Genomic DNA, 20,037 nt, shown 5'->3' with positions numbered 1-20,037 from the left:
TAGGGAGGTCTGTGCGGTACGCCTTGAAAGAGGTAACCATTGCATAAAGCAATGCTGAACGCACAGAAGTCAGCAGAGGTCATAGTAGCCGAGAGGTGAAGGACCGAATTAGTAGGAGTCTTGAGTATGACCGAGAAAGGAGGAATGACCGTCTATGGCAGAAAACATTGAAAACAATGGCTATTCGCAAAGAGATAATGCGGAACATGATTCAAAGTTCCTACGTATTTGCCAAACAAAGTGAGAACCAGTGCTTCCTGAGGCTTCAGCACTCTCAGCCCGCAAAATGGAATCCATCCCAGAGACAACCATACAATACCGATTACCATCACTGGAATGCACTGATAGATGGCGCTGATAATAGTTGCTGCAGTGGCCGCACAATAGAGCAGGATAAACAGCAGCATCATACTCATACCATTCTTTTTGTTATCCAATACTTTTTCTTTCATTATATCCTCCTTACTGGTGAGAACTCTGCTCACCTGCAAAAAATGGCATTCTTTCTAAAATATGCACGATGCTTTAAAATGCATCTCACTTATTGAATATTGATATATATCATTTTAATATCAAATTGTCAATGAAGACTATATAAAATTTAATTTGAAGCATAAAAATATATAGTAAAAATTTTATATAAAGCTGAATCCTTGCAAATGAAAAATGTAAACAATTCAGCTCTGAATTTGTAAGAAAATAAAATTTATATAAATATTTACATGGCAAATTGCTGGAAAAATGTTATAATATGTGCAATAAGAACAAAAAATAGATTCACAAACTGTGCAAACGAACGATTTTACCAATAAAAAGCAAATAACACTTGAAAACATATATAAAATTATTATAATAAAACATATAAAAATATTACATAAAACAAGGAGGAAGCAAAAATGAAAAAACATGTATTGTTTGGGGTAGCAATGACACTGGCAGCGGTAACTGCAATGGGAAGTACGGTATATGCTGAGGACGGCGGCAGTAAAAAGATTGCAGTTCTCCGAAATATGACCAGCTCCGACCATACCACCCAGTTCTTCGCAGGTGCGGTTGATGAAGGCGAAAAGCTGGGCTACACAGTGGACACTTTCATGAGTGACGGTGATGATGTTAAGATGCAGAACCTGATGGACCAGGCATTAAATCAGGATTATGACATCTGGATTGTTTCCCATGCAAACGAAGGCTATCAGTTCGATTATCTTAGCAAGGCTGTAGAAAAAGGAATCAAGGTTGTTGGCTTTGACTGTGGCGGAGATCATGTTGATGGTGTTACCTACACAAGCCAGAGTGATCCGGATCTGACAGCAATTTCTCTGGATTCACTGATTGATAATGCCAAGGAAGAGGGAAAAGAGGAGCCAATTAAGATCGTAGAAATAAATACATTAGGCGCCATCATTCCTTTTGATACCAGACACGCAACGGTTGAACAGTATGAGAAGGATGGAAAAATTGAAGTTGTAAAGATGATTTCTCCAAACCTGCAGGGTGACTATTATTCAGAGATTAACACAGCTCTTACCACAACTATTCAGAGTGGACTGGAGTTTGATGGAATCTGGACAGCGTCTACCGCTTTCCTGGATCCAATTTTTGATTCAATGCATTCTCTGGAAAAAGATTATGTGGTAACTGGAATTGATATTTCTGATACAGAGGTACAGAGACTGGCAACAGAGCCTGACTATTATTGCTGTGCAGCGGTTGACCCATATGTTATTGGTATGGTTGATGTACGAATTGGTGTTTCCAAGGTTCTTGGAGTAGAAACTCCGGAAGAATATAAATTTGATGCAGTAGGAGTTAGCAATGCAGATGTGACAAAAGATGATTCCATGGCAACTCTGGCAGAAAAGATTCCAGGATTTGGTTCTTCTGACGCATTCCTTTCCGACGAACTGAATGCGCTGTATAAATAAAGTAGTCTGGTAAAAACTGGCGCTTAGAAACGCCCCAAGGAAGGAAATACTTATGGATAACGCTGGTAAAAATGTAATTGAAGTAAAAGGGGTATCAATTGAATTTCCTGGTGTAAAGGCCTTGCAGAATGTGTCCTGTAAATTTGAAAGCGGCATGGCGAAGGCATTGATCGGAGCCAACGGAGCAGGAAAATCTACATTAATGAAAGTACTTGCAGGGGCAAATCCAACTTATACAGGTGAGGTCTATTTCAATGGTAAGAAAGTAGAATTGAGAAATCCTGTAGATGCAAAAGCCCAGGGGGTTGGAATCGTATATCAGGAAGTTGACAGCATTCTAACACCAAATCTGTCAGTAGCAGAAAACATCATGACGGATCATTTGATTTATGAGTTAAAAGGTCTTGGCGTTGTAAACTGGTCCAAACTGAACAAAGAAGCAGCGGCTGTACTGAAAGAACTAGATATTGATATCAATGTAAAAACGCTGGTATCGAACCTGACTCTGGCAGAAAAACAGATGGTTGTTATTGCAAGAGCCATGGTGCAGAACTGTAAATTCCTGATTCTGGATGAGCCCACAGCACCTCTTTCCCAGAAAGAAACTGAGACTTTGTTCGACCTGGTAAGAAGACTGAAAAAGAAAAACTGCGGTATTATTTTTATCTCCCACAGGTTAAATGAATTGTTTGAAATCTGTGAAGAGATCGCAGTTATGAAAGACGGTCAGATGGTTGGAGAACGGCAGGTAGATGGGAAACTGAGAATTGATGATATTGTACAGATGATGCTTGGCGGAAAGCATGTATTGGAACTGGATAAGTCCGGAAGAACTGTGGGCGAGGTTGTGCTGAAAACAGAGAATCTGAAGGACAAAAAAGGCAGAGTACATAATATCAATATGGAGATTCGCAAGGGCGAGATCGTAGGTATTTCCGGACTGGTTGGAGCTGGCAAAACAGAGCTTTGCAAGACACTGTTTGGAGAATTTGGAAAAGTAGAGGGAACCTATGAGGTTTGTGGAAAAGCAGTGAATCCAGTCTGTCCTGCAGATGCGATTAAAGCTGGCCTGGCATTAATCCCGGAGGAAAGACGTAAAGAGGGAATCTTTATCGAGGAAACCGTTAATCATAATATGTCTATCGTAACACTGGGGAAATTTTCCAAAGTTCTTACTTTTGTCAATCAAAGACAGGAGCTTGAAGCAGCAAAGAAGAAAATTGCCAGTCTTACTGTAAAAACTCCCTCACCTCACCAGAAAGTAGGTCTGCTTTCCGGTGGAAATCAGCAGAAAGTAACCATTGGAAAATGGCTGGATTCAAATGCTGAGGTTTATATTTTTGACGAGCCTACAAAGGGTATTGATGTAGGTGCCAAAAATGAGATATATAAGCTGATCGTAGAGCTTGCAAGACAGGGAAAGGCGGTTATCTACACATCCAGTGAGCAGTCTGAAATCCTTCTGGTGTCTGACCGTACTTATGTAATGTACGATGGCACGATTCAGAAAGAGCTGCGCACAGATCAGACAACAGAGGAAGAAATTTTATTCTATTCAACTGGAGGAAGTAATTATGAACGGTAAAATAACGGCGAAAAAGCTGGTAAGCAAGGGTGGAGTTGTCATTGCTGTTATTATTGCATTTATCATTTTTGCAATAGGGGCTCCCAGTGTGTTCTTAACACCAAGTAATATTGTAACGATTTTGAAATCTATTTCTATCACTACAGTTATTGCAATGGGTGCAACCATTGGATTTGCAACTGGCGTGTTTGATTTGAGCTTTGCTACGCTGGCTACACTTGGAGCGGCATTAAGCGTAACCTTTATTGGCTGGTACAATATGCCTATGCCGGTTGCCATGATCGCTGCAACTTTGATCTGTATGCTGGTTGGCGTGATCAATGCTGTAGTTGTAGTAAAATTTCATGTAACGGCTTTCCTTGCAACACTTGCGATGCAGTTTGTCCTGGATGGTGTGATTCTTACCTATTCTGGCGGAGCGCTGATCAACCCGAAGGTTGCTGGTGCAAATGGTCAGGAGGTTGTACGTGAGGTTCCGGAAGCCTTCTGGAACATGGGAAAATCTCCCTATATTATTATCATTATGTTTGTATGTGTCATTGTTGTGGAGCTGTTTCTTTCTTATACAAAGCATGGAAGAATGCTTTATATGGTAGGCTCTAATCCTGGTGCAGCAAGATTGTCCGGTATTAAAACTGGTGCATATATTGCCCTGGCATTTGTGCTGACAGGACTGTTCTCTGCTCTTTCTGGTATGTTAATTGCTGCAAGAGCCGGAACAGTACAGTCAACAGCGGGAAGCTCCTTCCTGATGCCGGCTATCGCAGCTGCCAATATCGGTTTCTCCTTTGGCGGCAGAGGTAAGGCGAATGCAATCGGAACATTTGTTGGCGCGGCACTGATCGGTGTTGTGGAAAATGGTCTGTATGCAATGGCTTTCCCATATTATTCCATCAATATTATAAAAGGTCTGATCCTTTTACTGGCGCTGATCATGAGTGCGGCTACAGCGAAAGCTCAGGACTGATGTCGCTGTAGCGACCCGCCACAGGCGGAGAATCCTGTAAAGAGGATTCATTCTTGAAATTTTGGTTTTGCAAATCCTGTAAAGGGCAGTTCCTTCGTAAAAACGAACCCTTTACAGGAGATTTTTAAGGATTTTGAAGGAAAAATTGACATTCTGAAAACTATCATGTAAAATTTTCACAGAATATAGATAGTATATGTACAGATGGAGGGCGGCTATGAAGGTTAATATGAAACAGATCAGTGAAATAACAGGTTTTTCTCAGGCAACCATATCGAATGCCCTGAATAAAAAACGTGGTGTGAATGCTGATACGGCTGCCCGCATCTTGTCAGTTGCCCGTGAGTTGGGATATCTGGAAGAGGAGAGCGTACAGAGAGTGAAGTTTGTAACTTTTCTCAAGGAAGGCCTGATTGCAGATGCTCCCTATTTTCCGCCGATTATAGCTGCGGCTGAGAAGGAATGCAGAAGTCAGGGAATGGAAATGGTTCTGCATAATATTGATAAAAGAAGTGCCGTTTATGAGGAGGAAATAGAGCAGCTGCGTGAGGATAAAAGTTCGGCTGTAATCTTACTTGGAACAGAAATGACAGCGGAGGATATGGATGTTATCCGGGCAATTACAACTCCTCTTGTGGTGATTGATTATTGGAATAAGGATGAAGATTTTGATGCGGTTCTGATCAATAATACAGATTCCGTTCAGAGGGCCACAGAGTATCTTTTGAAAATGGGACACAGGAAGATTGGATATGTGAGAGGTAAATTTCGTTATGTACCTTTTCAGGAAAGAGAGCTGGGGCTTCGCCGGGCGTTAGCCGAAGCGGGGTTGACCCTTCCGGATGAAATGATATTTGATGCGGATCTGAGTTTGGACAGTCATTTTGAAGATGAACTGGCAGAATATATCCATTCTCTTCATGAATTTCCAACGGCATTTTTTGTGGATGATGATACGATTGCATTGGCTGCAATGAAAGTAATCCTGGCCTGTGGTCTGAGGATTCCAGAGGATATTTCCCTTGTAGGGTTCGATGATATTCTTACTGCAGCGTATATGAATCCGGCTCTTACAACTGTGAGTGTTCCGAAACAGGAGATTGGCAGAGCAGCTGCGCAGAGGCTTTTTGATATTATCAGAAATGGCAGTGATGTAAAATACAAAATCCATATTTGTACGTCCCTTGTGGAACGGGAGAGCGTGCTGAAACTAAATTGAAAACCAGGTGAGCGCCTGGTTGTTAGGAGGCATCTCTATGGATTGGAAAAAAAATATGGAACCTATTGACTTTTCGGCATTACATGACTATCTTCTGGAAGATGAAGATGGAAATATCCTGCCGATGGATGTACCTTATTTTAAAGAGAAAAAAATTGCGCCAGGTACCTGGCAGATTTTAAGTCATGGTGATTACAGCTACTTAATCGAAGGTGACGATGAGGCAATTCTTATTGACAGCGGTATCGGATGTGGCAGTGTGAGAAAGTTCTGCGAGGAGCTTACTGGAAAACCAGTCTACCGTATGCTGCTTACCCATAATCATTATGACCATACAGTAAATAATTATTTGTTTGATGTGGTATATATGTCCCCGAAGTGTTATGAGAAGAGATGGGATGCCATGGGAAGTATGATGTCAGCTCTTGATGTTCCTGTGGATTATCCGGTTGTATTTTTACACGATGGCGACACCATTAATTTGAAGGGCCGTGAGCTTCAGGTGTTTAATATTGAAGAACATTGCTCAGGTTCTCTTCAGTTTCTTGATAAAAAAGAGCGAATCCTGTTCTGTGGGGATGAGCTGAATGGGAATTTCTTTGACAGCAGAATTTCTGTGGAGCATTCTTTCAGGAATGTGGCAAGATGGAAATCTTTTAGAAGTGAATATGATACCTTATGTGCAGGAAACGGAATCCATGATGCAGTTATGTAGATCGGTATTATGATACTTTGAAGTATATTCTGGAGGGGCATGCAGGAGAAGGAGAAGAGTACTACGTACCTCATGAGGATGCCAGATCAAAGGTAAGTGAGCTGGATGGAAAGAAAGTCCATCTGCGCAGAAGCCCGGATATGGACATGGTTGCAGATGCCATGAAAGCAGCAGGTATGGAGAAATTCCTGGAGCTGACAGACGGAAGAGGCTGCTTCTGCTTCCTGAGAAAGCTCACCCCAGACGGAATGTTCGACCGACAGCTGGAGATGAATGACTGCAAAGTTTGCTATTATATGAATCGAATTTGGGATGAAAAAGAAGAGAGAGGCAGTGTAATTTAACCAAATTAAGTATATTGAGAATATCCGCTTAACAGGAGACAAACTTGGTGTTGGGGATTATGGAGACTATGAAGAAAAGTCTGTAAATAATAATCTTCTATGATAATGATTGAGCTGGAAGCGCTAAATTAGAGCTTCCAGCTCTTGCTATATATATACGACATGATTTCGGGCATGTCAAGAGTAGACGTCAAAAACGTCCTTCTCATCATGCATACAGATTTCCTTCTGTCATTACTACTTTGTGTACAGGTTTCTTTTCTCTTCTTGCCATAATAAAAGGCCTCCTATGATTTATATTTTACCATAGAAGACCTTGCTTTTATTAGCTATTTACAGAAAAAGTTTCACACACTCGGGCATGTCACGCTGGTGACATGCCCTGTTTTTTTATCTGAATTAAAGTTCCGAAGCATTCAAGATATAATTCTCCAAAGCCATTCGGCTAATCTTCCAGGTGGATCCCATGCGGAATCCTTTAAGCTTCCCGGTGTTAAGCAATTCATAAATTCTGTTCTTACCCACGCCAAGATACTCAGCAACTTCTGAGACACTAAAACAGTCAAAATAGAATTTTCCTTCCCTGCAGGTACTGAATTAGATGTAGTTGACATAATAGTTACCTCCTGTCTGATATTTGGTTTTACTTATATGTGAGCAAGGTTAGTTTTGTAAGAAATAAATATAAGCAGAACAGTCCTGTAAAAATGCTATAGATGAATTTCAAATGCCATATAAAGTTTTTTCAAGCTCAAACACTTATATGAACCGTAACTGGAGCTACTGAGAGCTGATATGAGCAGATTGTAAGCAAAAGTGTATATTTATAGAAATCTCATAGGTTTAAATAGAGCATTCCCAATTTGCTTACAAACTGTCATGCCATGCTCCCAGAGTGACCAGTTTAGCTTGAATAAAGTATGTCAGTATGGAATTTATCGGAAAGGAAGAATAATGCTTATAAATATAGATTCTAACAAATATAAGGATATGACACTTGCTTCATTACATATGGGACTGATTGCTGATCGTTTTAAGAAGAGGCAAAGTATTAAAGACTTAACCATAAAAGAAATTATAGAGAGCGTTGGAAATAATGGACAGGCTTTTTGCAGGGCTTTATTAGATGGTGGAACAGATGAGGAAAACTTTGTAGGACAGACACTTTTGGTATTGGAATTTGATGGTGATCTGAAATATCGTGAGTTTAAAGAAAAATGTGAAAAATATAGCTTGTCCTATGCTTTTACATATAAAACACTTGGAAGCTGTGCAAACCAAAAGGGATTTGGAGCTGTTTTTTTGATGGATCGTTGGATAAAGAATCCTGCACTTGCGAAAGCTGCTAATATTCTGCTAAGGGCATTTTTTTCACCTGTGGGTGCAGAATGCCTTAATTTAGGCAGGTATTTTCTCGGAGGAAAAGGGATAATAGAGAAGAAGCCGTATGCAAAAATTAATATTGTGGAGCTTGCAAGGAATCTGGAAATTTATTATTGGGAGACAAAGGGGCGTAATAATAGTAAGGAACTAAAAAGACTTGGAAAAAAGAGCGGGATATGTGTTAAGAACGGAGAACTATGTATTTACAATGAGAATAAATTTGATTTAGAAGGAATTGAAGACAAAATTAATGATAACGGCATAATCATGCTTCCATATAGCGAAGGCAAAGCGTGTGAGGGAGATTCTGCGAAAGAGCAGAAAATAAGAAAGGATATTCCAACACTGACCGGATATAACCAGGAATCATTATGTAAACTATGTCCTCTGTTAAATGACTTTGTTAATGGAGAAGACATACATTATGATCAGGAGTTCCTTCTTGTGACCAGTCTGGTACATATAAAAGGTGGAAAAAAATTATTTTTTGATAATTTGCAGAAACGTACTGGTAAATGGAACCATACTTTAAACCAGAATAGAAAACATAATATATTAAATGGCAGCCCTATGTACTGTGAAAATTCAAAGACAACCTGTCCATATTATAATAACTGTAAAGGTAAATCCCTCTATGACAAAGCAAGCAGGAAAATCAGAAAATTAGAAAATACAGAGGTCTTTTACGAAATTGATAAATGTGTATCTGTGCTTAAAAAAATGCTTGAGGAAGCGGTAGCTGCCAGAAATGCAGATATCCACATTATAAAAGCACAGACGGCTTTAGGAAAAACGGAACAGTACGCTGAGATTGTAAAAAACTGGATAGGTAAGAAATTTATCATAGCAGTGCCTACAATCAAGCTGCAGCGTGAGGTGGCTGAAAGAATAGAAGCCAAAGGTGTTGAGTGTGAAATAACAGAAAGTATGTATACCAAGATTGCACAATTAGGTCTTCCGGATTTAGAGGAGAAACTTAACAAGGACTTTTCCAAGGGGTTCACCAAGAGAGGAAAAAAGACCATACTGGAATATAAAAAGGAACATATGGATGAACTATCCCCAAGACAGTTAGAGATATTTAACGAGATACTGAAAAAAAGAAAAATAGGCTACAGCGGAGCGCGGTGTATTGTTACGACACATGCGCTTTTTTAATGAAAGAATTATACAAAATGCAGGACTATGAAATTATCATTGATGAAGACCTGCTTATGACATTATTTCATTTTACAAGTAGTTTACCGCTGTCAGATATTGAGAAATTATTGGAACTGCCATTTATAGATGCGGATAATAGAGAGCAGCTTGAGAGAATTTTAGAACTGGATAATGAAGAAACCCTTCAGGTCAATTTCACCAGTCTGTCAGAATCAGTTTTGGAAAAGCTGTATGAGCAAAGAAATGAGTTTACAGGACCGGTTCCGAAGTTGTTTGATAGTACCCATGTTATCATGTGCAAAAATAAGAAGGAAATTGTGTTTATTAAGAAGTATGATTTCGGAGACTGTAGTAAGATGACTATATTATCAGCAACTGCTGACAGAGCTTTATATGAGGATTACTTCTCTGGAAAAACCATTAATTTCAGAGAAGTATATAAGGCTGAATATAAAGGAAAGGTGCTCCAGTACACGGCACATACTCTCAGCAGAGCTTTTTTCAATAAAAATGGAGGGACAGATGTTCTGGAAGAGATAAAGGAAAAGTATATCGGGGATATTCCGATTATCACCTTTAAAATGCTGGCACCAGACTCAGAAATTCATTTTGGTAAGACTGAGGGATTTAATGTATATCGTGGAATGGATATAGCTGTAATAGGTACACCACATAATTCACCAGTCTATATGAACTGGTAGGAGCAATGCTTGGATACGATACAAGTGGCAGCTTACACAGATACCGTGTGGAAAGAGGTGGATATAGTTTCCCTATGATGAGCTATGATGATGGGAAAATGAGAAATATGCAGCTCTTCTTCATTGAGTCAGAATTGGAACAGGCTGTGGGAAGAGCAAGACTTTTAAGAGAGAATTGTACCGTATATGTTTTTTCTAATTACCCCTGCCAGCAGGCTGAAATTATTGAGAATCCATATCTGAGAGTAAAAACAGAAGCGGATACAGGGAAAAACGAAGATGAAATAATCCAGAATGAGACGATGGAATATTAAGAATAAATTCTTCAGAAACATATATGTGGCGGACTCTGATCGAACAGGGTTGACAGTCATCCCTTAAAATATTATAGGCAACATACTTAAGATGATAATATGGAGAGGAATATACGAATCGGGCACTGCCAGGATTGATACATCTGCCTGGCAGTTAGCCAGAAATGTTATAATTTCTGGCTAGGCGGGAATCAGACACTTCGGTTGGACGGAGACATGTCTGGCAGTATCCCGGACATGTATGTTTGGGAGAGGGCGTATATTCCGTGAAAGAGATGTTGAGAAGGTCACAAATGTCATTGGCATTTGTGACTATTGATTTGCTAAAAGCAATAATATGTTAATATGCGACATGGGTAGAAATGTTTGAAAATTTCAGTGGGAAGGATTGAGGCAAATGCATAAAGACCAGGCTCGCGCGAAGCGATAGAGCCTGGTCGCCTAGGCATTTGTCTCAAGACTTTACAGTGAAATTTCTCAAAGATTTCTATCCGTGGAGCTGGTTATATTTAACTTGATAAGAGAAGGCTAATTATAATCTCCCACGAGGTTTTGGCACGATGCGATAGCAGAGTGACAATAACCGAGTCAATAAAACGAGGGCACTGATAATTACATTATTATTAGGCTACTTTTATGGCTAAAGAAATGAAAAAGTTTAATCTTCAAATTGTGCAATGGAAGATTATTATATTAGACAAAATAACTCATACATGGTAGAATAAATTTGTTATTATAATTGGTATCAGTAAAACACGATACATAAGAACCGGAACATATCTTCGCTTTAGTAAATTATCTTTTTTTGTATAAATACTTTTTAAAACACAACTAAATGCTTGCGTAATATACCTCTAATAAAATGCTGAGATTGAAGGTAAAATAAAACCAGTAATGCTGAACGGAGGTGTATTTACTTGCAGATAGAAGAGTATGTTGCTGGGAATATAAAGGATTTATGCAAAAAACGTCATGTGAGTAAATACAGACTGGCACAGCTGACAGGAATTGCACAGTCTTCCCTTGGAAGGATTGTTGCAAATGAGAGTACACCATCATTACAGACGCTTGAAAAGATATGCAGTGCACTGGATGTAACACTGTCTCAGTTTTTCCAGAATGAAAAAGAAAATCATCTGACGGATAAACAGAATGAAGTGATGGAGATATGGAATGATCTGAGTGCTGATGAGCAGGCTGTTGTATTGGCAATGCTCCGAGGACTTAAGAAGTGAGGGAACAGTTCGGACGTATTTGTTTGACTGTTCCATTTTTGTCTGTAAGGAGAAGATGAATGCTGATAGAATGTAAATATTATGACGTTGCAGCTAAGGAAATGGAAGAACTGGATAAGCAGATAGCAGAAGAATCTGAGAATCTTTCTGAAGGAGAATTACAGCTGGAAAATGACCGGAGAGATTTTCAGTTAGCAGAAATTATCAGAAGCTTTAAAGAGAAGGAAAAAATGAAAGAGATTGTTCCTGATTCCGAGAAGATTGCTTTGTTTATCAGACTGCAGAGAGCTTCGATGGAACTGGCTAAGTTATTGGAATTGAACATTGTGACCATGAAAAAAGATGATGATACCTATGGGTATATTGAATTATCTTATGGAATTTCCTGGATTCTTTCAGATTCTCCGAAGATGTGTAAAAAGACAATGGCAATGTTATATGAGAATGCAGATCAGATTTGTTCTGAGGTAAAGGATAACTGTGTTGTACAAAGGTTTGAGTTCGAATTGGAGAAATAGAAACGATAGTGGCAATATCTTTGACTGCAAGGTATAATATTACCACAAATTCTTTAGGTTAGAATCGATGATGGAGTAAACGAAAAAGCAGTTTTGACATTTCAGTGAACTGCCCCTTCGTTTACTCCATTTTCGATTTGACCTAATTGAACAAAGTGAGCGTCCGAGTAGCTACTACCTATGGACTTTTAATCTTTTGTTCAATCGGAATTTGGAGGAATATATATGGTAAATTCATATAGGATAATGAATGATGCTACATGAGAAAGAGCAATGCACTGTCAGATTTTCAGAAATAGTGTAGAACCAGTCTTTTTCGTAACATTTTAGTCAGATATTACTGAATTTAAAATACACAAAATAAAAATAATAACAATTACTATTATTGACATAATAGAAAGTATCATGTATAATACAGACATACATAAAAAGCAACAAAATACTAAAAAATTCAGTAGGAATCTATTAACAAAATGAATCAACATTGAAAAGGAGAAAATAACTATGAAAAAATATGAATGTGAACCATGTGGCTATATTTATGATCCGGCAGTAGGCGATCCAGACGGAGGTATCGCTCCAGGAACTGCATTTGAGGATATTCCAGATGACTGGGTATGCCCGATATGTGGATTAGGAAAAGATGTTTTTGTTCCTGTAGAAGACTAAGCAGAAAATGCAGGTGTGAAACTGACAGACACAAAAAAATCCCAAGAGAACATATAAAAAGAAATGGAGACCAGATTATGACTTACGATTTAAATATTACCTTTGATGACAATTTAGTAACAGGAAATGAAACAATTGATACCCAGCATAAAGAATTGATCGACCGTATCCAGAACTTTGTAACTGCCTGTCAAAATGGCGACAGCAAAGTAAAAGCAATCAAAATGCTGGATTATCTGGATGAATATACTGACTTTCATTTCAAAGAAGAGGAAAAGCTTCAGGAAAAATCCGGTTATCCAGAGCGTGAAAACCATCATGAAAAACATGAAGAGTTTAAAAAGACAATTCAGGAACTGCATGAATACCTTCAGGATTATGAAGGACCAACTGATCGGTTCAGTGAACTTGTACAGAAGAATGTGATTGACTGGCTGTTTGGACACATTAAAACATATGACCGCTCTGTAGCAGAATTTATCTTTATGAGAGAAAATCCAAAACGATACTAAAATAAAACAGGGAAGGTGTTCCCTCAGAGAATTCAGACAAAAGGGTGAATATTTCTATGATGGATAACCTTAGAGAATACTGTGTCAATGCTAAGAAGATTACAAATAAACAAGAACCCTATTTCACAGGCCCATTTGGGAATGATATTTTTCAATGTTCCCCTAGCTGCGAATAAAATATGTACATGTTTCTCATACAAATTCAGCTAAAAAATAATACCACACCTTTATTGGACTGGGGAAAGTATTGGGAAAAAGATGTAAGGATAATGGTGCCTATATCTGTACAGACTCATTACTCATTTATTGATGGAATTCATATTGGTGAGTTTGTAGATTCATTAGAAAAATATTTTGCAAGTTTTTAACAATCAAGTTCCAGTTTGTGGAATTGGAGTAGTGTAAAAACAAGTTCAAAATTTCAATTACATATTATAATTATGAAAAAGCAAAGGCTGAAACATTCCTTTGCTTTTTTCATGTCCAAATATATCAGAGAAAGGAGTTATGCCAATGGATTTTTCATGGGAGCTGTTATTTGAACTGCTGGGTAAGGTTGCAGATACAATCGGTAATGTTCTCGGCGGCACAAAGAAAGATTGAGAAAAACGAAAACAGGAGGTGATGAAACATGGGAGAGGATGAAATTGTAAGGCTGTTCAATGCCAAGATCAAGCTGGAACGGAAGCAGTATAAGAAGCGAGTATTACAGTTAGCCCCAGAGAGGATTTACCAGAGGGCGTATCAGATCAACTGCCGGGAGAATATTGCAGAGACTTTGCTGGAAAAGAGCGGTGAGATGAAATCAGAGGTCCTGCGCTGTCTCCTGGTCCTGCCAAATGTGATCCAGTTCTTTTATGCCAGGTGGATGGGAAAAGGAGATTCCTTCCAGCTGGAACTGGAAAACAGCATGGATACCGGGATCAAGGAAATTGGCTTGCTCCTGGAGCAGGAAGAAACGGAGGCGGCATGAAGAAAAGAGTCATGTGTGTACATACGGAGCTGGTGAGGGAAGGCTCCGTATTATACGAAGGGAAAGATGGAAACACAAGTATTACAACAACGGAGGAGGCTGCAGGTTTTGCAGCCTCTTTTTTCGACGAGGCGGAGAGCTACGGGCATTGCAGTGGTCGGATATAGATTTTGAGAATAAAATCATACATGTGAATGGAACTTTGAAGTACATAGCCAAGGCTAAAGTAAAATATATGATTGATGAGCCAAAGTCTGAAAGTAGTAAAAGGGACATTCTAATGCTTGACAATCTGGTGACTGTACTACGAGAGCACAGGAAGCGCCAGCTCGCGACAAGAATGCTTCTGGGTGATAAATGGAGACCAGAGCCAGGTTTTGAAAATCTGGTGTTTACAGGCAGTTTTGGAAGGTGCATTTCTGAGAATGCATTGTATCAGGACATGAAAAAAATCATAGTTCAAATCAGGGAGGACGGACACACGTTTGGAGAGCATACACCCCATTCGCTTCGTCATACATTTGCAACACGCGGTTTTGAGAGGGGAATCCCGCCAAAGGTCATGCAGGAAATTCTGGGGCATAAGTCAATCACGATGACTTTGGATATCTATTCTCATGTACTTCCGGACAAGAAGGCTGAGGAAATTAACAAGTTAGCAGCGATGTTTTAGCAAGGGGGAGCAAAGTCCCCCCCCCCTTGAATTTTTCTGCCAGAAAGTCTGATTGGGTTCAAAGCTTAATATATTTCTGACTTCTGCTCCTGGGCTTATCTGGGAGGGTCATACGGATCAGATTAAGCTTAATAGCAGGATGTAAATAATTTTTTCGGAAAGTTTCTTTTGATTTCAAATCTAGTTTTTCCATTAGTGCGCTGCTGGTATAAGGAATGTCATATTCCATTACAGAAAGTAGTTTCTGAACATAATCTGAGAGCAAATGGTTTTCTTCATTGATTTGGGCCGGGATGTCATCCAGAATTTTATCAATCTGTGACAGCATAAATTCAATAAAGTCAGTGGAAGAGCCTGCCCTATGGCATTGGGCGATTGCGTCATAATATTCAGTCTGGAATTTCTCAATCTGGCTTTCGATAGGAATATATTCAAATATAGGCTTCCATTTTGCGAGAATAGCGGTGTGCCATAGCCTTGCCATTCTGCCATTTCCATCAGAAAATGGATGGATAAAAACAAATTCATAGTGGAACACGCTGGCAAGAATCAAAGGATGGATCGTGTTTCTGGATTTATTCATCCAGTTAAAAAGATCATTCATTAATTCTGGAACAAGGTGTGCGGGTGGAGCCATGAAAATACACTGGTCACCATTAAAAACGCCTTCTTCCCCATGTCTGAAGTCCCCAGATTCATTTACAAGATATCTGGTCATTATGCCGTGAAATGTTTTTAAATCTTTGATACTGTAAGGGTCGATTTCTGACAGGCGTTCATAAGCTTCGTATGCGTTTTTTACTTCCTGTATTTCTGTTTGTTTTCCAAGAACTGTTTTTCCCCCTATTACATCCCGGACTTGTCCTAAAGAAAGGGAGTTGGCTTCAATTTTCAGAGATGAGTGGATGGATTTAATGCGGTTGTTTCGTCTAAGGTGCGGCTTGGATTCAAGGCTGCTGGTAGCTGTAATGCGTCCGATTTTTTCTGAAATAGAGGACACATATGTTAGTATTTTGTTGGTAATGGTAAAAGGTGGTGCGTAATCTCCCATAAAATACCTCCGTGTATAATGATTAACTTGCTTATTAACTTGCGTATTTTCTTGCTTAATTATACATGGGAAAAAAGAAAAAAACAATTTCTGTTTTTGAAGAATTTGAGTGAGGGTGGTTAAAAGCTGCCCTCATTTTTGCGTCGGAGGAAACTGATTTGGGTACTTGAAATGCAATCTTGGGTATATTTTGGGTACGAGGGGTAAATGTTACAGAAATATTACAAGAATGGTGAACCCCAAAATCCCGCAAACCCTTATAAATCCAAAGAGAAACACCCGGTAGGGGAGCTACCGGGTATTTCGAGGGGAGTATAAATAATTAAATAAGGGGTTATGTAAAAAAATTTTTGAAGGGTAAATTCTTTTACAAAGCCAATTATAATATAAATTGGAAAAAAAAGCAATATCATTTTGATGAATATTCTTTCTGCAATTGGTTACAATACACAAAGTAATCTGAAAACAGCTGCTGGGTGCGGAACAGAACGCGAACAGCGGCATTCAACAGGAGGAATACTCAAATGGCAAAAAATTATGAGTCTGAAAACAAGAACAGCAAAAATTCAACAAACAGATCTTATGAAAATGAGATGAATTCTCAGGATTGCAAGAATTCTTACTCAAAAAACAGCAGCAAAAACAAGAGTCGTAATTCTTACGAGTCTGGGGAAGATACTACTTCCAGATATTAAAATATTTTAAGAAAGGGCGCAGGGTCTGTTGACTCTGCGCCCATGTTGGGAGGTTTAATGTATGCCGGAGGTTTTTGATGAGCAATGCGGAAGGAAATCCAGAGCCTTTTTCAGACACGCTCTAACGTTGCACGCGTCCTGCACCGTCGCTTTCAATCATGGAAAGAACTTATGATTCAGTAATATATTTAAGCCAGTGCTTTCATTACTTCATACGCACCATTTTCACGGATCTGAGTTAAGTAATTGCATACAGCTGCTTCAAATCCGGAAATCTGTGTCAGATCTTCGCCCCAGAAGGAAGTATTGGTGCAGACTGCATGAACAAGATCCGCTGCGGAATCATCTTTATGTGCAAGGTAGAATTCGAGAACTGCTTTGTCATCTTTTACAGTGTATTCATTAGCTGCTCTTTTGGCTGTAAGTCCGTCTTCGCTCATAGCATATCCGTTATAGAATGCAATGTAGAAGGCGAAAGAAGCTGTGATGCATGCAGGAAGTGTACCTTTGCGTTCAACATATTTTTTGAGTGACGGCATAACACGTGCTTTCCATTTGGATGTAGAGTTCAGAGAAATGGAAAGAAGAGCGTGATCGATAAATGGGTTTTTGAAACGTTCTGTAACAGCAGCGGCAAAATCTTTGAGCTCTGCTTTTGGAAGGTCCAGAGTAGGGATGATCTCATCATAAATAGTTTTGTTCATAAATCCACAGATCACATCGTCGTTCATGCAGTCTCTGACAATATCCTGTCCTGCAAGGTAAGCACCCAGTACAAAGGAGGTATGAGCACCATTTAAGATACGTACTTTTCTCTGCTTGTATGGTTTGTGATTGTCTGTGATCAGGATTGGAAGGTTCGCTTTGTCAACCGGGAATTCGTCTTTGATTGACTGAGGTCCTTCGATTACCCAGAAGCCGAAGATTTCACCTGTGTCGATCAGGTTATCTTTATAGCCAAGTTCTTCACAGATTGCAGCAGCTTCATTTCTTGGATAACCTGTTACAATACGGTCTACAAGTGTAGAGCAGAAGATGTTTTCAGCTTTGATCCAGTTGATAAAGTCTTCACCAAGATTCCACTGTTCAGCATATTTTAATACACATTTTTCAAGCTCTTTTCCATTATCATCGATCAGCTCACAGGAAAGAATGATAAATCCTTTGCCGGCTTCCTGACCGAATTTCTGGAAACGGCGATACATAAATTGAGTAAGTTTTCCAGGATAGCTGCCAGCCGGAACATCAGTAAACTGACAGGAAGAATCATAAGTAATTCCGGCTTCTGTTGTATTACATGCGATAAAACGGAGGTCCGGGTTATCTGCACATGCGAGAACTGCTTCAAAATCCTTATATGGATTGAGACAACGGCTTACACAGGAGATAACACGCTTTTTATTTATTTTTTTGCCATCCTGGAATCCACGGAGAAATAAGGTATAAAGACCCTCTTGTTCGTTGAACCTGTCATCGAGATCTGGAGCGATTGGCTGGCACAGAACAACTTTGGAGTTGAATCCGGCTTTTTCGTTTAACTCATCTATAAAATAATCTACAAATGCACGGAGGAAGTTTCCTTCACCAAACTGAAGTACACGTTCCGGCGCTGATTCAAGAAGGTATCCATCATAGCCCTGTTCTTTTAAAACAGCATAAGATAATTTTTTCATTTTCATTTTTCCTCATATATAATGATATGAGTGTTAAAAGGTCTTTTGACACTCATTTGATATCCGGATTGCTACGCAGCTACGCTGCTTCCGCAATTCGATTTATGTTTTATAAAGTAACGCCCTGTTTGAAGATTGCCATATCATGGAAACCTGCTTCTTCGGATTTTGATTTCTTTCCGGATGCAATCTCAAGGACAAAATCCAGAAGATTTTCTGAAAGCTCATCAAGAGGAGTATCATTTACCATGACTCCACAGTTGAAATCAATCCAGTTCTGCTTCTTTTTTGCAAGCTGGTTATTTGTGGAGATTTTTACTGTAGGTACAGGACTTGCAAATGGTGTTCCGCGTCCGGTGGTAAAAAGTACAATGTGTGCACCGGATGCAGCAAGGGCAGTAGAGGCGACAAGATCATTGCCAGGTGCACTCAGCAGGTTTAATCCTTTTTCCTTTACAGGTTCTCCATAAGAAAGAACTCCCATGACAGGTGCACTTCCGGATTTTTGCGTACATCCGAGAGATTTATCTTCCAGACTGGAAATACCGCCTTTTTTGTTTCCAGGAGAAGGATTTTCATAAATGGTCTGGTTGTGACTTTTAAAATAGTTTTTGAAATCGTTGACAAGGGCAACTGTCTGGTTGAACAGATCTTCTGTCTCGCAGCGGTTCATAAGTAATTCCTCAGCACCGAACATTTCAGGAACTTCTGTAAGAATTGTAGATCCTCCCATAGAAATCAGTTTGTCAGAAAATGCACCAACAGTAGGGTTTGCCGTGATTCCGGACAAACCATCAGAGCCGCCGCATTTCATACCGATCACCAGTTCAGATGCACTGATTGGTTCACGTTTAAATGAGGAGGCATAGGAAATCAGTTCTTTGACAATTTCAATACCATCACGGATCTCATCTTCGCATTCCTGGGCAACGAGAAAACGTACACGCTCAGGATCATAGTCCCCGATAAATTTCTTTAATTCATCGATGTTGCTGTTTTCGCAGCCAAGTCCAAGAACCAGAACACCGCCTGCATTAGGATGGTTCACTAAATCAGCAAGAATCTGACGTGTGTTATTCTGATCATCACCCATCTGGGAACATCCGTAAGGATGTGGAAAAGCACAGACACCATCAATCTGGTCTGTCATGTACTTCTGTGTGGCTCGTTCAATAGCAGATGCCACATTGTTAACGCAGCCTACTGTAGGAATGATCCAAATTTCATTGCGTACACCAACACCACCGTTTTTTCTGCGATAGCCCTGGAAGAACTTTGGCTCCCGGTGTGGAAGCTCTGTGATAGTTTTGTTATATGTATAAGTAAGAAGATCTCCCAGCCCTGTTTTTAAATTGTGAGTATGAATCCAGGAACCTGCAGGAATTTCTGCGGTTGCACGTCCAATGGGATTACCATATTTAATAATGGAATCACCAGGCTTGAGACTTTTTAATGCAAACTTGTGTCCCTGCATGATTTCTTCTGTAAGAGTGAGTGTGGAGTTATCAAGTTTGATCACAGTGCCTTTCGCCAGAGGCTGAAGCGCAACGGCTACATTATCTGAAGGATTAATTTTAATAAAAGATTTCAAGAAATCAACAACCTCCTTTATGTGAAAATAATGTATGTAAGAGCTTACATACAAATTACATCAACAAAACGGGAACGTCAATAGGAAATGGAAAAAAAGCTGAAAATGGTAAAAATACACAATGTGTAGTGCG

22 protein-coding genes are annotated in these 20,037 nt (G+C 39.4%); 17 read left to right on the top strand and 5 right to left on the bottom strand.

The genetic code is table 11. The annotated features are described in order from the left end of the window. Window positions 1-152: 152 nt before the first annotated feature. Window positions 153-452, bottom strand: a complete 300-nt coding sequence (locus DW904_RS09730; protein WP_118579873.1) for a hypothetical protein — start codon at window positions 450-452, stop codon at window positions 153-155. Window positions 453-896: 444 nt separating this feature from the next. On the opposite strand from DW904_RS09730, the gene DW904_RS09725 reads away from it, so the two are divergent. From DW904_RS09725 to DW904_RS09700, 6 genes are all read left to right on the top strand, one after another. Further along, complete coding sequence (locus DW904_RS09725) at window positions 897-1,925, top strand: substrate-binding domain-containing protein (protein ID WP_118579870.1); 1,029 nt, start codon at window positions 897-899, stop codon at window positions 1,923-1,925. 52 nt (window positions 1,926-1,977) lie between these two features. Beyond that, window positions 1,978-3,510 carry a sugar ABC transporter ATP-binding protein gene (locus tag DW904_RS09720; protein WP_118579867.1) on the top strand — a complete coding sequence of 511 codons (1,533 nt, stop codon included), beginning with the start codon at window positions 1,978-1,980 and terminating at the stop codon, window positions 3,508-3,510. Further along, window positions 3,500-4,477 carry an ABC transporter permease gene (locus tag DW904_RS09715; protein ID WP_202187701.1) on the top strand — a complete coding sequence of 326 codons (978 nt, stop codon included), beginning with the start codon at window positions 3,500-3,502 and terminating at the stop codon, window positions 4,475-4,477. Before DW904_RS09720 ends, DW904_RS09715 begins: the two co-directional genes overlap by 11 nt. Before the next feature lie 217 nt (window positions 4,478-4,694). Continuing rightward, window positions 4,695-5,696 (top strand): LacI family DNA-binding transcriptional regulator, encoded by a 1,002-nt coding sequence (locus DW904_RS09710; RefSeq protein WP_202187700.1) that lies wholly within the window; start codon window positions 4,695-4,697, stop codon window positions 5,694-5,696. Window positions 5,697-5,733: 37 nt separating this feature from the next. Further along, window positions 5,734-6,411 (top strand): MBL fold metallo-hydrolase, encoded by a 678-nt coding sequence (locus DW904_RS09705; RefSeq protein WP_118579859.1) that lies wholly within the window; start codon window positions 5,734-5,736, stop codon window positions 6,409-6,411. A gap of 17 nt (window positions 6,412-6,428) precedes the next feature. Beyond that, the gene (locus DW904_RS09700) at window positions 6,429-6,755 is read left to right on the top strand and encodes a hypothetical protein (RefSeq protein ID WP_118579856.1); all 327 of its coding nucleotides are present in this window, start codon (window positions 6,429-6,431) and stop codon (window positions 6,753-6,755) included. A gap of 416 nt (window positions 6,756-7,171) precedes the next feature. Here DW904_RS09700 and DW904_RS25415 read toward each other — a convergent pair whose 3' ends face one another. Next, window positions 7,172-7,369: a hypothetical protein gene (locus DW904_RS25415; RefSeq protein ID WP_347562092.1), complete on the bottom strand. Its 198-nt coding sequence runs from the start codon at window positions 7,367-7,369 to the stop codon at window positions 7,172-7,174. Between the two features lie 340 nt (window positions 7,370-7,709). On the opposite strand from DW904_RS25415, the gene DW904_RS09690 reads away from it, so the two are divergent. The 10 genes from DW904_RS09690 (at window position 7,710) to DW904_RS09645 (ending at window position 14,894) form a co-directional block, all read left to right on the top strand. After that, window positions 7,710-9,296 (top strand): hypothetical protein, encoded by a 1,587-nt coding sequence (locus tag DW904_RS09690; protein ID WP_118579850.1) that lies wholly within the window; start codon window positions 7,710-7,712, stop codon window positions 9,294-9,296. Further along, window positions 9,296-10,000 (top strand): hypothetical protein, encoded by a 705-nt coding sequence (locus DW904_RS09685; RefSeq protein ID WP_118579847.1) that lies wholly within the window; start codon window positions 9,296-9,298, stop codon window positions 9,998-10,000. Before DW904_RS09690 ends, DW904_RS09685 begins: the two co-directional genes overlap by 1 nt. Window positions 10,001-10,005: 5 nt before the next feature. After that, on the top strand, window positions 10,006-10,314 hold the full coding sequence (locus tag DW904_RS09680; protein WP_118579844.1) for a hypothetical protein: 309 nt from the start codon (window positions 10,006-10,008) through the stop codon (window positions 10,312-10,314). A 917-nt stretch (window positions 10,315-11,231) separates the two neighbouring features. Next, window positions 11,232-11,549, top strand: a complete 318-nt coding sequence (locus DW904_RS09675; RefSeq protein ID WP_118579841.1) for a helix-turn-helix transcriptional regulator — start codon at window positions 11,232-11,234, stop codon at window positions 11,547-11,549. A 59-nt stretch (window positions 11,550-11,608) separates the two neighbouring features. Then, window positions 11,609-12,067, top strand: a complete 459-nt coding sequence (locus DW904_RS09670; protein ID WP_118579838.1) for a hypothetical protein — start codon at window positions 11,609-11,611, stop codon at window positions 12,065-12,067. Between the two features lie 504 nt (window positions 12,068-12,571). After that, complete coding sequence (gene rd / locus DW904_RS09665; protein ID WP_005608410.1) at window positions 12,572-12,736, top strand: rubredoxin; 165 nt, start codon at window positions 12,572-12,574, stop codon at window positions 12,734-12,736. Between the two features lie 77 nt (window positions 12,737-12,813). After that, window positions 12,814-13,248 carry a hemerythrin family protein gene (locus tag DW904_RS09660; protein WP_118579835.1) on the top strand — a complete coding sequence of 145 codons (435 nt, stop codon included), beginning with the start codon at window positions 12,814-12,816 and terminating at the stop codon, window positions 13,246-13,248. A gap of 631 nt (window positions 13,249-13,879) precedes the next feature. Continuing rightward, entirely contained in the window at window positions 13,880-14,221 is a 342-nt protein-coding gene (locus DW904_RS09650) for a DUF3848 domain-containing protein (RefSeq protein WP_118579832.1), read from the top strand. Then, a complete protein-coding gene (locus DW904_RS22860; protein WP_195699110.1) occupies window positions 14,218-14,388 on the top strand; it encodes a hypothetical protein in 171 nt (56 codons plus the stop codon). The genes DW904_RS09650 and DW904_RS22860 overlap by 4 nt, the downstream gene beginning before the upstream one ends. Then, the gene (locus DW904_RS09645; RefSeq protein ID WP_202187699.1) at window positions 14,370-14,894 is read left to right on the top strand and encodes a site-specific integrase; all 525 of its coding nucleotides are present in this window, start codon (window positions 14,370-14,372) and stop codon (window positions 14,892-14,894) included. Before DW904_RS22860 ends, DW904_RS09645 begins: the two co-directional genes overlap by 19 nt. Before the next feature lie 58 nt (window positions 14,895-14,952). Here DW904_RS09645 and DW904_RS09640 read toward each other — a convergent pair whose 3' ends face one another. Beyond that, the gene (locus tag DW904_RS09640; RefSeq protein ID WP_118579826.1) at window positions 14,953-15,945 is read right to left on the bottom strand and encodes a Fic family protein; all 993 of its coding nucleotides are present in this window, start codon (window positions 15,943-15,945) and stop codon (window positions 14,953-14,955) included. A 524-nt stretch (window positions 15,946-16,469) separates the two neighbouring features. Here DW904_RS09640 and DW904_RS22855 point away from each other — a divergent pair. Next, on the top strand, window positions 16,470-16,640 hold the full coding sequence (locus tag DW904_RS22855) for a hypothetical protein (RefSeq protein ID WP_173716171.1): 171 nt from the start codon (window positions 16,470-16,472) through the stop codon (window positions 16,638-16,640). Window positions 16,641-16,828: 188 nt separating this feature from the next. Here DW904_RS22855 and DW904_RS09635 read toward each other — a convergent pair whose 3' ends face one another. Both DW904_RS09635 and DW904_RS09630 read right to left on the bottom strand, forming a co-directional pair. Then, window positions 16,829-18,313 carry a tagaturonate reductase gene (locus tag DW904_RS09635; RefSeq protein WP_118579823.1) on the bottom strand — a complete coding sequence of 495 codons (1,485 nt, stop codon included), beginning with the start codon at window positions 18,311-18,313 and terminating at the stop codon, window positions 16,829-16,831. Between the two features lie 109 nt (window positions 18,314-18,422). Continuing rightward, window positions 18,423-19,904 carry an altronate dehydratase family protein gene (locus tag DW904_RS09630; RefSeq protein ID WP_118579820.1) on the bottom strand — a complete coding sequence of 494 codons (1,482 nt, stop codon included), beginning with the start codon at window positions 19,902-19,904 and terminating at the stop codon, window positions 18,423-18,425. Window positions 19,905-20,037 lie beyond the last annotated feature (133 nt).

Source organism: Ruminococcus sp. AM42-11 (genome assembly GCF_003480145.1).
Lineage (GTDB): Bacteria > Bacillota > Clostridia > Lachnospirales > Lachnospiraceae > Blautia_A > Blautia_A faecis.
Note: the sequence above shows the minus strand (reverse complement) of the source record. Positions and strands in the feature narration are given on the sequence as shown.